Annotated in this window: 10 protein-coding genes; 3 read left to right on the forward strand and 7 right to left on the reverse strand. The window is 60.3% G+C overall.

Translation table 11 applies throughout. The features are described from left to right. Positions 1 to 57: 57 nt before the first annotated feature. The 6 genes from HZC36_15765 to prpB all read right to left on the reverse strand — a co-directional run bounded on the left by HZC36_15765 (position 58) and on the right by prpB (position 7,869). The gene (locus HZC36_15765; protein ID MBI5708440.1) at positions 58 to 1,149 is read right to left on the reverse strand and encodes a prepilin peptidase; all 1,092 of its coding nucleotides are present in this window, start codon (positions 1,147 to 1,149) and stop codon (positions 58 to 60) included. A gap of 118 nt (positions 1,150 to 1,267) precedes the next feature. Then, entirely contained in the window at positions 1,268 to 2,497 is a 1,230-nt protein-coding gene (locus tag HZC36_15770; protein ID MBI5708441.1) for a type II secretion system F family protein, read from the reverse strand. A gap of 15 nt (positions 2,498 to 2,512) precedes the next feature. After that, on the reverse strand, positions 2,513 to 3,733 hold the full coding sequence (locus HZC36_15775) for a type IV pilus twitching motility protein PilT (protein MBI5708442.1): 1,221 nt from the start codon (positions 3,731 to 3,733) through the stop codon (positions 2,513 to 2,515). A gap of 58 nt (positions 3,734 to 3,791) precedes the next feature. Beyond that, complete coding sequence (gene tadA / locus HZC36_15780) at positions 3,792 to 5,576, reverse strand: Flp pilus assembly complex ATPase component TadA (protein MBI5708443.1); 1,785 nt, start codon at positions 5,574 to 5,576, stop codon at positions 3,792 to 3,794. Between the two features lie 246 nt (positions 5,577 to 5,822). Beyond that, complete coding sequence (locus HZC36_15785) at positions 5,823 to 6,965, reverse strand: citrate synthase (GenBank protein ID MBI5708444.1); 1,143 nt, start codon at positions 6,963 to 6,965, stop codon at positions 5,823 to 5,825. Positions 6,966 to 6,969: 4 nt separating this feature from the next. Beyond that, positions 6,970 to 7,869 (reverse strand): methylisocitrate lyase, encoded by a 900-nt coding sequence (gene prpB, locus HZC36_15790; GenBank protein ID MBI5708445.1) that lies wholly within the window; start codon positions 7,867 to 7,869, stop codon positions 6,970 to 6,972. 94 nt (positions 7,870 to 7,963) lie between these two features. Here prpB and HZC36_15795 point away from each other — a divergent pair, with 94 nt between their 5' ends. Further along, entirely contained in the window at positions 7,964 to 8,398 is a 435-nt protein-coding gene (locus HZC36_15795; protein ID MBI5708446.1) for a YbaN family protein, read from the forward strand. Here HZC36_15795 and HZC36_15800 read toward each other — a convergent pair. Beyond that, entirely contained in the window at positions 8,382 to 9,023 is a 642-nt protein-coding gene (locus HZC36_15800; GenBank protein ID MBI5708447.1) for a DNA-3-methyladenine glycosylase, read from the reverse strand. The two genes, HZC36_15795 and HZC36_15800, sit on opposite strands and share 17 nt — an antisense overlap. A gap of 75 nt (positions 9,024 to 9,098) precedes the next feature. On the opposite strand from HZC36_15800, the gene HZC36_15805 reads away from it, so the two are divergent. After that, positions 9,099 to 10,310 (forward strand): hypothetical protein, encoded by a 1,212-nt coding sequence (locus HZC36_15805; GenBank protein MBI5708448.1) that lies wholly within the window; start codon positions 9,099 to 9,101, stop codon positions 10,308 to 10,310. A gap of 2 nt (positions 10,311 to 10,312) precedes the next feature. Further along, entirely contained in the window at positions 10,313 to 14,920 is a 4,608-nt protein-coding gene (locus HZC36_15810) for a DNA polymerase III subunit alpha (GenBank protein ID MBI5708449.1), read from the forward strand. Positions 14,921 to 15,968: the final 1,048 nt, after the last annotated feature.

The raw sequence follows: 15,968 nt of genomic DNA on the forward strand, positions 1-15,968 counted from the left end.
CAAAGAAGCTCCCTTGTTGTTCATTCTTTCGACCCGCCATTCGTCTTCGATGTTCCCTCATCGCGTCCCAGGCGCTACCCAATTCAGGTAGGCGTCTACCAATCCTAGCAACTCCTTTTGGAAGATGAGCACGGCGATGGCTCCCAACGCCAAATAGGGGCCGAACGGAATCATGGTCCGCTCGACCTCAAACGCTTCCTCTTCTTCCAACGGCACGAATTGGGGTTCCCCAAACCACCGCTCGTACAGTCTAGGGACATAGAGACCTGCAATGTCAACGCATAACAGGTATCCAAGCCCACATTTTAGAAGGACCGGAATCGGTTCAGGTTCCCAATCTGCCTCTATCTCGGAGGCAGAACTTTCGACATCTGGCTCACTTCCCGGCTCTTTTGTATTCAAAACGTCGGACGGAACGCCGCCCACCCGCCGTTCACCGCCCCTTGCCAGGATCTGCACAATCCCAAACACGGCCCCAAAAAGCACGGCCACGCCAAAGCTCATGAGCGCCGCTGCAGGGAACACCACGGCCCCCACGCCCCGCGCCATCTTGATGTCGCCGTGGCCCATAGCATCTTTGCCAAAGAGCACCCTTCCAAAGATGGCGATTCCCCAGATGGCGCCGACCCCCGTCAGCCAGCCCGCCAGCGCGCTCGGCATGCCCCAGGTCATCGCCTCAGGCCTCCCTGCGATGAACAGCCACACGTTCAGCAGGATCCCGACGAGCCAGAGGAACCCGTTGATCTGGTCCGGGATGATATAGAGTTCCAGGTCGATGAAGATGATGGCGACCAGCGCCGATCCCGCCGCCGCATAGGCCAGGAACATCGCGATATCCGAGCCCTGCACCAGAAATCTGTACCAGAGCGCTCCCCAAATGGCAAAGGTAAGCAGTTCGACGAAGAAGTAGCGGCTGGAGACCTTCGCCCTGCAATGGCGGCACTTGCCCCCCAAAAAGACCCAGCTCAGCATCGGCACCAAGTCCGGCACCATCAGCCGATGCTTGCACTTGGGACAGAAGCTGTTCTTGGGTTCGTTAAGGGAGAGACCCCGCGGGATTCGGTAGATGACGACGTTGAGGAAACTGCCAAAGAACGCGCCGATCCAAGCTCCGATCAGCCACGTCCAGGTTGGAAATAGTTCCTGCAACTCCGCTTATGCCCTCCGTGGTCCCGCCGTCTTGCCTCTGGACGATGCCCTCGTCCCCTTACTTGCGCCAAATAGCCCGCCTCCACCTCAACGCGCAGATGGAGACGGGCCGAGAGAGCTATTCGCCCTGGCCGGGACCGGATAGCTTTTCGATGACCTTCGCGAACGGAAGGAACATCGAGATAACGATGAAGCCGACGATGAAGCCGAGCATGACGATCATGATCGGTTCCAGCGCAGCCGTCAGCGACGCCAAAGTCGCCTCGACCTCCGCCTCATAAAAGTCGGCGATCTTCTGAAGCATGAAGTCCAGCGAACCGGATTCCTCTCCGACGCCGATCATGTGTACGACCATGGGCGGGAAGAGCCTGGACTGCTCCAGGGGATCGCCAATTCGGTCTCCTTCACGAATCCTGGCGCGGGCCTCCATGACCGCGTCTGCCATGATCGTGTTGCCGACGACGCCCGAAGTCGTTTCCATCGCTTGAAGGATCGGTACGCCCGAGGTTAGAAGAGTGCCCAGCGTTCGGCTGAACCGCGCCATGCAGATCTTGTGGTGAAGCTTGCCGAAGACAGGAATCTTGAGCTTGATGCGATCGGCGACGCGTCTGCCAAAGCGGGTGCTCACGAACAGCTTGTAGGCGATAACGATGCCCACCACTGACAGGAGGTAAATCCACCACCGCTTCTCAAGCGTGTGCGCCAGATCGATCAGGAACTGGGTCGGGGCCGGAATGTCGTCCTTGCTCAGTCCCAGGTCCTCCAAAATCTTCGCGAACTGCGGAACGAACCAGTACACGAGGAAGAACGTGATACCGAAGGCCATTACGACGACGAGAACGGGATAGGTAAGGGCCGATTTCACCTTGCGGCGAAGTTCGACGTCCTTCTCCAAGAAGTGCGAAAGGCGCTGAAGGGATTCCTCAAGCACACCACCGACTTCTCCGGCGCGGATCAAACCGATAAACAGGTTTGAAAACGTCTTGGAGTGGCGTTGCATGGCCCGGGAAAGGCTCTCGCCTCCTTCAACACGCTCGCCGACATCCATGATGATCTTCTTCAGCCTGGCATCCTGAGTCTGCTGGCCGAGAACGTCCAAACAGCGCACCAAGGAGACGCCGGCGTCGACCATCGTCGAGAACTGGCGACAGAAGATGGAAAGGTTGATCAGCTTGACCTTGCCATAGCGCTTCTGCTTTGCGCCACGGGCACGGATCATCGTGACTTCCGTGATCGTAAAGCCCTGCTCTTCGAACCGTTTGCGAAGGACCTCTTCGCTCTCGGCCTCGGCGGTGCCTTTCTGCACGCCTCCGCTTGCGTCTCGATAGCTGTAGCTGTAGACTGGCATGTTCGTCTCCTTGCTTTATCTTCGGGGTGGCGGGCCCGCAGGACCACCTCCAGGGCCGCCCGGACCGCCGGCGCCCCCGGTTGGGGTGCTGATCATCTTCTTAAGCTCTTCAATATTGACCGCGCGCAGCATCGCATGCTCCAGGGTGATCTGGCCCTTCATATAGAGGTCGCGCAAGCACTGGTCCATCGACACCATTCCAAACTGGCTGCTGGTCTGAATAGTTGACGGAATCTGGTGGGTTTTGTTCTCGCGGATGAGGTTGCGGATTGCCGGGGTCGCCACCATGATCTCGGTCGCCGGAACGCGTCCGGGGGAGCCGGCTCTTGGCAGAAGCTGCTGAGAGATGATCGCCTGGATGTTGTTGGCAAGCTGGATGCGGATCTGTTCCTGCTGGCCCGGAGGGAACACGTCGATGATACGGTCGATGGACTCCGCAGCAGTGTTCGTGTGCAGGGTGGCGAACACCAAGTGGCCGGTTTCCGCGGCGGTGATGGCCAAGCCGATCGTTTCCACGTCGCGCATTTCACCGACGAGCATGACGTCGGGGTCTTCACGAAGGGCGGAGCGAAGGGCGGCCGCAAAGCTCTTGGTGTCCTGGCCGATCTCGCGCTGGTTCAAGACGGATTTCTTGTTGACATGCAGGTACTCGATCGGGTCTTCGATCGTGATGATGTGCTCGGCGCGGTCCTCGTTGATCTTATTGATCATCGCCGCCAAGGACGTGGATTTGCCGTGGCCGGTGGGACCCGTCACCAGAATCAAGCCGCGAGGCTTCTCGGTGAGCTTATCGAGAAACAGCGGCAGGTTCAGATCGCGGACTGTGGGGATCTTCTGCGGGATCAAACGAAACGCGGAAGCCACTGCGCCGCGATCGCGGAAACAGTTCACACGGAAACGGGCACGCTTGGGAAGCTGGTATGAAAAGTCCAGCTCCATCGACGTCTCAAATCGGTGAATCTGCTCATCCGAAAGGATGTCGTACATCATGCGCTGCGTGATCTGGGGCGTGAACCGCTGGTAGTTCAAGCGGATCAGCTTCCCGTCCACGCGGATGACTGGCTCGCAGTTCGCGCTGATATGAAGGTCGGAGGCGTTCTGATCGACGACGATGTTGAGGAAGTCGTCTACGTGCGTGTCCTCGATTGACAGCGGCGCCCCGGCTGCCTCCTCCTTGGGCTTCTCGTCGAACGCCTGCGCATCCGTCAGCTGGAAAATCGGTTTTGGCTCGTCCATTCTGTTCTTCGTCCCAGTTCGATCGCTCGACGCCTCGCTTTGGGCGTCGCCCTCCACTCTAGAAGCCGGCCGTAAAGACCACGCGCATGACCTCTTGCGGGTCCGTGATACCCGCAAGGACCTTGTGCAAACCGTCTTCGCGCAACTCCTTCATGCCATTGGCCTTGGCAGCTTCTTTGATATCCGTCAGCGGCGCCCTTCGGACCACCAACTCCCGAATCTCGTCGTTCAAGAGCATCAGCTCATGAATGCCGGTTCGTCCGCGGTAGCCGGTCATTCGGTTGTCTTCGTGAGGCACGCCCCGATAAAGAGTGACCTCCTCTTCGGGATCGGTCATTTTGAATCCAAATCGTCTGAGGTCTTGCGCCTTGACCGTATAAGGCTCCTTGTGGTCCTGGTCGACCTTTCGGCCAAGCCTCTGGGCCATGATGCCGACGACGGTCGCGGCGATCAGATACGGCTCGACGCCCATGTCGATCATACGGATCGTGGCGGAAGGCGCATCGTTCGTGTGCAGCGTGGAAAGCACCATATGTCCCGTCAGCGAGGACTCAATGGCGATTTCTGCCGTTTCAAGGTCGCGCATTTCGCCGACCATGATGATGTCCGGGTCTTGCCGAAGGAAGGAGCGCAGCGCCGTCGCAAAGGTCAAGCCGGCCTTACGGTTGACCTGGACCTGGGCGATGCCGGGAAGCTGGTACTCGATCGGGTCCTCAATGGTAAGGATGTTCACGCCGACCGTGTTCAGCCGGTTGAGAACCGAGTACTGCGTGGTCGTTTTTCCAGAACCCGTAGGGCCCGTGGAAAGGAACATGCCGTTCGGCTGCGAGGTGACCTCTTCCACCAGGAGCTGGTGCTCTTCGGTGAATCCCAGCTTGCCAAGGCCGATCATGACGCTCGACTTATCGAGAATACGCATGACGACCTTTTCGCCGTAGGGGGTCGGGATGCTGGAAACGCGAAGGTCGAAGTCCTTGCTTTGGTGGCGCACCTCGATACGGCCATCCTGAGGGATGCGGCGCTCGGCGATGTTCATGTCCGCCATGATTTTGAGGCGGCTGACGAGCGGCGCCTGAAGGTTTTTCGGCACCGTCATCGCCTCCATCAAGACGCCGTCGATTCGGTACCGGATGCGGACCGAGCGGTGCTGGGGCTCGACGTGGATGTCGCTGGCTCTGTCGTAGATGCCTTGCTGGATGAGGGCGTTCGCCAATTTGATGATGGGCGCCTGCTCTGCCATTTTTTCGGCATCGCTGTCCGGCATCTCCTCATCGATCTCTTTGCCGCGCGCCACCTGAGCGCTGGCTATCGCCGCCCGAATTTCACCGTGCGCCGCTGCAGGCGCGGCCGCTTGGGGTTGCTGCTGGGCGGGGGTCGCCGCCGAGGGAGCGGCCACCTCTTCCGACTTGCCGGTATAGAACCGCTTAATGGCGTCCTCGACGGCGCCGGCGACCGCCATGACCGGTATCACCTTGCAGCCGCTGGACATGCGCACGTCGTCCTGCGCCTGAATGTCCGAAATCTTGGCCATCGCCAGCCAGAGGTTCGTGCCCTCTTTGCGAATGGGGATCACGTTGTGCAGCTTGGCGATGCGCTCAGGAACGATATTGAGCGCGCTTGAATCGATCTGAACGTTATCTAGGTCCGCAAAAGCGTAGCCGAGCTCTTGGGCGCGGGCTTCGAGAACCTCGCGCTCTCCGACCATGCCGAGCTGCATGAGGACGCGGCCGAGATCCACTTCTTTGGTTTGCTCTTGAACCTGCTTCGCCTCATCCAGTTGCTCCGGTTTGACGTAGCCTTTCTTGACCAAATAATCCGCCATCGGCATACGAGTGACTGCCATGCTTACTGACTCCACCTTCCAGACCCAAACGAGCGCCGGCCTCTCGTGCGCCGCTCAGGAATCTCCTATTGTAGACCAACTTCCAGCCCAGATAGGGGGATTGTTCCGACCTCCCCCACTATCGCTCCAAATTGAGACGCGCGTTCTGCCGCCGAACGTTCAGTTCGGCGCCAATTCCTTGCCCCAACAAACGAGCGCCCGGCGAGGGCGCGATCGCCATCGCCGGGCTCGCACATGAGAGGCTCTTTAACGGCTTTCGAGAGCCGGCCAGGGCCGGAGTCCGGGGCCTTCGTAGATGCAGGCCGGGCGGATCAACCGGTTGTTGTCGAGCTGCTCGATCGCATGGGCGCTCCATCCTGTCACGCGCGCCACGACGAAGATGGGCGTGTAGATCTCGATCGGGATGCCCAACTGGTAGTAAGCGTATGCCGCTGGGAAGTCCACGTTCGGGATGATCCCCTTGATGTCCATCATCGTCTTCTCGACGATCTCGGCGGTCTCGACCCAGTGCATGTCGCCTTTGCGTTCGCCGATTTCGCGCGCAAGCTTCTTAAGGATCGGAACCCGGCTGTCCCCCTTCTTATACTCGCGGTGGCCGAAGCCCATGATTTTCTTCTTGGTCTCGAGGGCGTCCTTGACCCAGGCCTCGGCCCTATCGGCAGACCCGATCTCGATCAGCATCTTCATGGCTTCTTCGTTCGCCCCGCCGTGCAGCGCCCCGTGGAGCGTGCCAATGCCCGTGACGATGCCGCTGTAGATGTCGCTGAGCGTCGCGACCGTCACGCGGCAGGCAAAGGTCGAGGCATTGAAGCCGTGCTCGGCATAGAGAGTGAGCGAGGTGTCCAAGACCTTCTCGGTGAACGCATCCTGCCTTTTGCCGTGGAGCATGTACAGGAAGTTGCCCGCGGTTCCAAGGCTGGGATCGGGTTCGATGATTGGCTGTCCGTGACGAATCCGGTGCGAGTTGGCGACGATCGTCCCTGCCTTCGCCGTGATGCGAACGGCCTTGCGGACGTTGGCGGCGCGATCCAAAGGAGACGTTGCGTAGTCCGGATCGAAAGATGCCAGCGCCGCAAACCCCGCCCGCGCATAGTCCATCGGATGGGTATTCGTGGGCAGGAGACGAAGCACGTCGTAAACCTGTCCGGGAATCTGGCGCTCCTCGCCGAGCGTCTTTCGGAACGCCGCAAGCTCCTGGGCGTTGGGGAGCGCGCCGTGAATCAATAGGTGGGCGGTCTCCTCAAAACTTCCCCATTCGGCGATGTCGTGGGCGTCGATGCCCCGGTAGATGAGTCGGCTGTGTTCCTTGTCGATCTCGCAGATCTTGGTGATCCCGGCGACAATGCCCTCAAGCCCAGGGCTGTAATTTGGATAAGCGGTAGCTGCCATGTACCTAACCCCCCTCTCGATGCGCGCTTCCAGACCAACGTCGGTCCTTGTCGTTGTAGGCTCGGTACTCGAGCGTCTCGTATAGCTCAGCCCGGGTCCGCATCCGGTCGAGGATCCCCGCCTGTGTGCCCGTCCGCACCAGTTCGGCGTAAGTTTCCTCAACGGCCTTCAACATGACCCGGAAGGCGGTCATCGGAAAGATTACAAGATTGTACCCAAGGGTCCTGAACTCAAAAGTTGACAAAAAAGGAGTCTTTCCGAACTCGGTCATGTTGGCCAAGAGCGGCGCTGAAACTGCGCTCCGAAACGCCTCGAACTCAGAGGCAGATTCCAGCCCCTCGGGGAAGATCGCGTCGGCCCCAGCATCTTCATAGGCTTTGGCACGATCAATGGCCGCATCGAGCCCTTCCACGCCTCGGGCGTCGGTCCGAGCGATGATCAAAAAGGAGGGGTCCTTCTTGCTGTCCACGGCAGCGCGAACCTTGGCGCACATCTCGTCCCGCGTGATGAGCGCCTTGCCGTCCAGGTGCCCGCATCGCTTGGGGCTGATCTGGTCTTCGATGTGGATGCCGGCAAGACCAGCCTGCTCCATTTCGATGACCGTTCGCGAGACGCTGAGCGCGGAACCAAAACCCGTATCGGCATCGGAGATCACCGGGAGAGGGGCAATCTGAGTGACATAGCGAGCCTGACGCGCCATCTCTTCCAGGGAGATCAGTGCGATGTCCGGCACCGCCAGCAAGCCGTTGGTCACGCCCGCCCCGCTCAAGTAGAGGCCCTGCGCTCCGGCACGATGGGCAGCCTTCGCGGTGATCGCGTTGAACACGCCGGGAAGCATTACGATGTCCTCCGCCATGAGTTGGCGAAGGCGCGCCCCAGGCGAGGGAATCGAGGGTCCAAGCATGGGGAGCAGGTTACCTCTGACATTGCGATCCCCTGGGCGACTATGGAGAGCATGAACTTCGCCAGAAACGCCCAGCAATCGTCATGCGCGGCAAATGTCGGTTTGCAAGAAGAGGTTCTATGGATTCATGTCCCCGATGGATCGCGGGCAATCGCTCGCGCGCACCCTTTGGCGGCCGCTCTACCTGAGTGGTGGTGTGCTGTTCGTGGCCATGGGGGTCATCGGCATCTTCGTTCCCGTCTGGCCGACCACCATTTTCTTTATCATGGCGCTTTGGGCCTTCAAGAGAAGCAGCCCGCCGCTTGAAGCCTGGCTTCTGAACCACCGCCTGTTCGGGCGCACGTTGCGCGATTGGGAGCAGGGGCGCTCGATGCGCCGCAGGGCCAAGGTGGTTTCGATTTCGGCCATCTGGCTGTGTATGGCGATCTCCGCCGCCTTGACCCAGAAGCCCTATGCCTGGGCCATCCTCGGCGGGATCGGGATAGCTCTGACAGTCTATCTGGCCACTCGCCCTACAGCGCCGGAGTAGCCCGAAACGCGGCGATAGCTTCAAGCGGGTCCAGCCCGGAGTGGGGCCGGGAGACCCACTTCAGAGCGCCCGAATCGGCGAGCCTCCAAAGATGGCCGTCTCCCTTGCCTGGCGAAAGGCCGACCCGCGGCCCAAAGAGGAGCCGAGATGGGCGCTCCCCTGGCACGATCCTCAGGAGTGAAGCGGGATCGAGCAGGTCGATCCCGTAGTCTTTACCGGTGACACCAAAGGCCGCGGCGAGCTTCCCGGGACCGCTGAGAAGGTCGGTCTCGCCCTTGCACTTTGGACGCCGCTGGGCCATGAGCTCAAGTCCTGTGAGAGGCTGAGCCGCGCGGATCAGCACGGCGGAACCCTCCCCTTCGGGTCCGGCAACCACGTTCAGCATCCAGTGGTTTCCATAGGTGAAGTAAGTGTAGGCGTATCCCGCTGGACCGAACATCACGCGGTTTCGGGGCGTTATTCCGCGGAACGCGTGGCAGCCAGGGTCATCGCCTCCTCGGTACGCCTCGACCTCGACGATCTTCGCCGAGAGTTCCTCGCGAACAAGGATGCAACCCATAAGCGCGAGCGCAGCTTCGTGGACGCTTGAGGCGAGGCGCTCGCGAAACGGCAGCTCATGGGGCATGGGGAAAATGTAGCAAAAATGACCGGCAATTGGCCTTGGCAAATGCGCCAACATGCCCTATAATAGTAGACATATATGCACTATATTGTTTATGTGCGTCTGCTTCATTTCTATGCTTCAAGCCTTGCCGAATCCCGACCGGATCTTCAGGGCCGGCCATTCATCGTTCACAAAGACAAGGCCGTTCTTGAAGCGAGCTCCGAGGCGCTGTCTCTCGGCATCGCGCCAGGCATGCGCCTGCAGGAAGCGAAAATCCTGCTCAAATCCAACTCTGGAGTCTGCATCGCATGGGAAGAGGATCTGTTTCGAGCCCATCAGGAGGCCTGGCTGGACGCGTGTTGCCGGTTTACCGACGTCGTCGAGCCCGACCGGCAGCATGGGGCTTATCTCGACATCTCAGCGCACCCCGACCCCTTCGATATCGCCGAGCAGCTCGCCTTGAGTCTCAAGGACAACGGCTACATGGGCTCTCGAGTCGGGCTATCCCGGTGCAAATGGGTTGCGCTACTGGCCACCGAGCGCCTGAGCCTCGATGTCGGCAGCCCTGAATGGCGGGTCACGGCGTGTGAAGCCATCGAGCGCCCGTCGGAGTTCCTTGCGGCGTTCCCCACCGATTGCCTGTTGCCGGTGCTCCCCGAGCATCGGCAGCGGATAGGCTTCCTGGGCTACCGCACGATCGGCGAAGTGCAGCGCATCCCCATGCGGGTGCTCAAGGAGCAGTTCGCGGAGCACGCACCCCTGATCCACGCTGCATCGAGGGGCGGCATATCGGAGCCCGTCGCTGCGGTGTATCCCAAGGCGCGCGTGTTGGCGGCAGTCGCCTTTGAGGGGGGAACCGATTCGCCTGAGACCCTGGATCGAGGCCTGCGCGATCTCGGCCAACGCGTCGCCGGCATGCTGATGCGGCGGGACGCCGTCAGCTACCACCTTCAACTTGAGATCGAATACGAAGACGGCAAGTTGGAACCCCGACAAAGGGTCTTCGCCAAGCCCATTTCCAACCTTGCAAGCGCGATCATGGCGATCCGGCTCCTCACGGGGGAACGGTTTCAGCAGCCTATCGTGCGGATCTCAGTAAGGATCGACAAACTCGAACCCGCGCAGAAGGAGCAGTACGAACTCGGCGGCCGAACCGCCTCTACGGTCCAAGCGCTGCACCTCGGCAACGCGTTTCGGTCCATCCGCACGAGCTTTGGCGACCGCGCCATTCAGAGCGGCGCCTCTCTCCCCCTAACGAGGCGCGAAAGGGTACTGAAAGCCTGGAAGGAAGCGACGGGCTGGGTGTAAAGATGGATCCCAAAGACCGCAAGCAACCGCCTGACAACACGCTTCTGGCGCGATGGCGCGAAACCGGCGAGTGGTGGTCCGGCGCCCCACAGCTTGAGTTTGCGCGTTATCTCGATGGGCGAGGCATTCGGCGTGAGAAGTCTAGGGAGGGACCCAGCATCGGCCAGTTCCGTTCGACGCCACCCAAGCCCGAGGATCAGGACTACCACGACGAATGGAACCTGCGCCTGAAGAAGACGCGCGACGAGAAGGTCGCCAAAGCCTGCGGCCTCATCCCCAAAGAGAGGATTTTGGAGGATGAAGCCACCTCGCCCCATCGGGGAGAGGTCGGTGAACGAAGTGAACCGGGTGAGGGGGGAATGGGTCCGAGGTCTCAGGTCCGAGGTCCGGGTCCCGAGGGGAAACAGGGACAAAGGGACGAAGGGACAAAGGGACGGAATCCCACCTCGCCCCATCGGGGAGAGGTCGGTGAACGAAGTGAACCGGGTGAGGGGGGAATGCAATCACCTCGTGAACGCAAAAAGGAAGAAACCCTCTCCATCGGTGAAGCACTGACCCCCTATGGCGTCTCACGAAAAGAGGTAGGCCGCGCCAGAAGGCTCGGAACGCTCACCGAACTGAGCCCGCAACACGCGATCAGAACCTCGAAACTACATAGCGTCTCGAACTCGACAAAACCTCTAGAGCGCAACTCCAGAGGAGCATTGCCGAGACCAAAGGGCCGACCTGCTGGAGCGAAGGGCGAAGCCCTGGACCGTGGCGCCCAATCGGAGCCAAGCCCCGAAGGGACGACACGACTGACCCTACCCTACGCCCCATTACACCTCTACACCGGATACGCCTTTGGCCGGGGCACCATGCTCGCCGAGGAAATCCCGCTCATTTGTGCTGCGGCCGGCATCAAGGTGGCTGCCATCGCCGATCCGTTCGCACTCACGGGCTGCGTCGAGTTCGTCAAGCGGTCAAAAGCCTCCGGCATCAAACCCCTGGTCGGTGCCAGCGTCCAACTGCCCGAGGGCGGCTGGCTGGTGCTCATCGCCAAAACCAAGGTGGGCTACCAGAGCCTCTCGGAGCTGCTTTCCGCGTGCCATCTGGATGAGCCCAGGCAGTTCCCCATGGCCACTTGGTCCCGTCTGCAACGTTACAGCCGCGATCTGATCTGCCTGACCGGAGGTGACATCGGTCCGCTGGATCGCTTGCTTGTTCAAGGCCAACTCCCAGAAGCGCAAAAACTTGTCGAGCGGCTTTGCGAGATCTACGGGCGCTCGAACGTCGCCATCGAAATCGAGATGAGCTATCTGCCCTGGCAGATCGTCGCCAACCGCCGCCTGCTCGAACTGGCGGAGGCCTGCGAAGTCCTGCCCGTAGCGGGGGGTTGCATCACCCACGCAAGGCCGCAACACTTCCCCGCCCAGGACATGCTCGTCTGCGCCGAGACGCTGTGCACCGTCGACGAGATCATCGGGCGCAAGCTCCAGCGGGAAGCCAGCCAGCCTCAACTCGACCCGCGCCCCGAGCGAGCCATCAACGCCGAGCGCTACCTGAGAACCCCAGCCGAGATGACGCGCCTCTTCGTCGACCGTCCGGACCTTCTCGAAAACACCCTCCGTATCGCGGATCGCTGCGAGGACGACGTGCTGCCAGGGCGCACCCGTCTGCCCGAAATCTTCCCGGACCCCTGCCACGCATTGAGGGAAATCACGTTGGCGGGGGCTCACCAGCACTATGGGACGATGCAGCCCAGGCTCAAAAGGCGCATCGAGCAGGAGCTTTCCCGCATCAACGCGCTCAACTTCGCCGACCACTTTCTCGCGATTTGGGACGCCTGCAATTGGGCTCGCGAGCAGGGCATCCAGTTCAGCGGACGGGGGTCGGTGGTGGATTCCGCCGTCGCGTATTGCCTGGGGCTCTCGCGCATCGACGCCTTCAAGCACAACCTCCACTTCGACCGATTCCTGCCCGCAGATGGCAGCAAGCGCCCGGATATCGACGTCGACTTCGAGGCGCGGCGACGCGACGACGTCAGGCTCTATTTCGCTCGCAAGTACGGCGAGGACAGGGTTGCCGGCATCTCCGCCATCGGTGCTTATTGCACGCGTGGCATCATCCGGGAAGTCGGCAAAGCGCTGGGACTACCCAACGAAACCATCGGGTTCCTGGCCAAGAAAGTGCACGGGGGAATCCCTCCCGACCAGCTTGAATCGGCGCTCACCAGCAGGCCCGAATTGGCGGGTTCGGGGATTCCCAAAGAGCGGTTCCGCTGGGTCTTTGAACTCTCGGAGAGGCTGATGGACATCCCGCGCAACATGCGCTCCCACTCGAGCGGCCTGCTGCTCTCCAGCCGCCCGATCCGCGAGACCGCCCCGCTCCTCTGGAGCGCCTCACCGTTTTCCATGGAGCGGATCCCGAGTAATGGTGATCAGGTTTTCAGGTTTTCAGGTTTTCAGGATTATTCAGCAGCTATTGCCCACTCTGACGATAGACATCTCGCCCCTGAGCACCTGAGCACCCAAAACCTGAACACCACTTCCTCCCCCCTCTTCCCCATCATCCAGTGGGACAAACGCTCGGCCAAGCACTTCTTCGACAAGTTCGACATCCTCTGCCTGCGCGGCCAGGACGTGCTTTCGGGAACCCAAGAGCGCATACGGCTGAGAGCGAGGTCTGAGGTCCGATGCCCGAGGTCCGAGGCATCGCGAAGCGAGGAATCTGATCGTCATCCTCTTTGCGATAGTCAAATAAAGTCTGTTTCAGGGGAGAGTCACAGCAGATTCCTCGCTTCGCTCGGAATGACGCCGGCACCGATTCCCTCCCCCCAGCACCCAGCACCCAACACCCAACACCATCCCTACGCCGATTTCAGCGTTGAGCGCCTCCCCACCGACGATGAGGAAACCTACCGCGCCATGCGCTCGGGGGAACTCATCGGCATCCCGCAATCCGCATCGCCCGCCATGCGCCAGGCACACATTCGCCTGAGAACCCAAGACCTGCACGACGCGAGCTTGGTTCAAGCGGGCATCCGCCCGGGGGTCGGCGGCGCCGTCAAGATCAACGAACTGATCGCCCGGCGGCGGGGCAAGCCCTACTCCTTCGAGCACCCCGAACTGGAGCGCATTCTGGGACTGACCTACGGGATCATCGTGTTTCAGGAGCAGGTCGACCAACTCTTGCAGACCTTCTGTGGCTACACCAGCGGCGAGGCCGAGGACATGCGCGAGGCGATCCACAAGCGCCGAAGTGAAGATTACGGCCGGCAAATGAAGGAGCAGATCGTGGCCAAAGTGCTCTCGAACGGCTTCAGCGCGTCCGTTGCGGAGCAGGTCTACGATTACGTCTCGGGTTTTAAGGGCTATGGGTTCGCCCAGGGCCATGCCCTCGCGTTCGCTGAGATTTCCATCCGCTCCATCTATTGCCAGCAGAACTTCCCCGCCGAGTATTTCGCGGCCCTGCTGACCGCCCAGCCGGCGGGCTATTACGGCGAGAGCACGCTCTGCAACGAGGCACGCATTCGCGGTGTGAAGATGCTCCCTCCAGATGTGAACCTAAGCCAGGTCACCTATTCGGTCGAAGACGTGAAGTCGGACATGGATCCGAAGATCGTGCTGCCCAACGCCGCGATCCGGGTTGGACTCATGCGCGTGCAAGGGCTATCAAAGGAGACAAGGGAGAGGATCACCAGAGGTGATGGGGATGGTGAGAATTGTATGTATGGTGAGAGTGGTGAGAGTTGTCTCCGGAACGACTCTCACCATGCGTACAATCCTCACCACTCTCACCACTCTCACCATCCTCACCAGTTCTTTTCCTTCTTCGACTTCGTCCTGCGCGTCCGACCCGACCGTGACGAGCTTGAGAACCTCATCCTTTGCGGTGCGCTGGACTCCCTGCATCCCAACCGCCGAGCCCTGCTCTGGGCAATCCCAAGCGCGATAGAGTTCGCGGAATTGCACGGGGCGATGCACGATGCGCGAATAAAGAGAAGTGGTTCTCAGGTGGTCGGGTTGTCAGGTCTTCCGGTCCGGCCTGAAAACCCAACACCCGAGAACCTGAACACCCCAGCACGTCGTAAACCGTCAATCTCAAATCGTAAATCCGAAATTCCCCTCCCCCTCTCCTTCCCCGAACCCGAACTCCCCACAGGCATCGAGGACTTCTCAGAAGCTGAGAAGGCGGTCTTTGAGCGCAGTCTCCTGGGCCTCGACGTCGAGCGGCACCTGATGGCGTTTGAACGGGAGCGAGTACGAAACCGTGGCGGGATCACCTGCCTTGAAGCGAAATCTCTCGCACCCGGCCGCAAAACGATCGTCGTCGGCAACCCGATCCGGCTGCGCTTCCCACCGACGCCCAGCGGAAAGCGCGTGGTGTTTTTCGACCTGGAAGACGAAACGGGGCTCCTGAATGTGACTTGCTTCGACGCCACGTACCGGCGGGATGGGCACGCCATCGTGTGCTCACCTTACGTGACGCTGATTGGTGTGGCACAGGATCGAGACGGCCACACGGCCTTCCTGGCGCAGAGGGTCTTCCCCTATCACCCCGTCCTCGGCAAGCTCACCCCCGCCGATACGGCGCTACCCCTCACCACGGCCGATTTCTTAGCGCAATAAGCTCCCGACACCCGGTCACGACCTTAGTCGAAATCCAAGTCTGCGCGCCGAAATCCCCACTACACAAACACCCAGTGCCGATCCAAGCACGATCAGACCCCAACCCAGTGGCGCATTTCGTTGCTCATTTTGTGCCTTATCCGAGACCTCAACCAATTTCCACGATCCGTCCGGCTGTACCAAGTAATGCTTTCCCTCCTCGATCAGTCCGATTGTGGACCCAGGCGGAAAGGCAGGTTCAAACGCCCTACCATCAACCGGCCTGAAACTAACCTTGTCCACGACCAACGTACATGCATAAAGAGGTTTTCCCGGATCGCTCCTATGATACGACTTGAACTCGACCTTCTCAGGGAAACCACTCCCTAAGCGCGAAATGACCCTATGTTCCAACACGACGTCGTTTGGCCCGGACCGGCCGACCCGAACGACATCAGGTGTCTTTTGAGAGGCAAATTCGACTTCCAGCAAACGCTCGCGAGGAAGTCGAGCAGTAAGGCGCTCGCCGCCGTTCTTGAGCCGCATCACAGTTGGCCGCGGCCCAATAGCATCAATAAGGGATCCCGACCCAAAGCGCAAGAATGTCTCGATCGGTGACCGGCTCGAATGTCGGCGATTGCCAATTGCTGCGCTAACAGCCCCATTCGGATCCTCTGGATTGACGCCAATGGAAACGGACCTCTCGTCAGCAAAGATATCGATCATCGGTGGCAGCTCGGCTCGCTCCCTGAGGCTAGCATCCAGAGGCGTCCTGACGCATAGTTCATCGTTGCCTCTGTATTTTAGCTGCACATGCCAATTGGTGATTGATGGCTTCTCACCGTATGTGTGCTCAATCATCCAGTACGACAGGTCGCCGGCATTCCAGGACTCGACGGCCTCGCGCCATGCCCTGATCCGATCGCCTGCCATCGCGAACGGCAAGGTAGCAGCTGTTAGGCAACAGAGAAGTAATCCCCGACAGAGATTTGTCCTCATATCCCGACCCCCTATAGACCGCAGCAATAGGCGAAAATGCAATTCGCCAGGCTTCCGGAACAGGTCGCAA

The organism is Armatimonadota bacterium (genome assembly GCA_016223145.1).
Lineage (GTDB): Bacteria > Armatimonadota > Fimbriimonadia > Fimbriimonadales > Fimbriimonadaceae > Nitrosymbiomonas.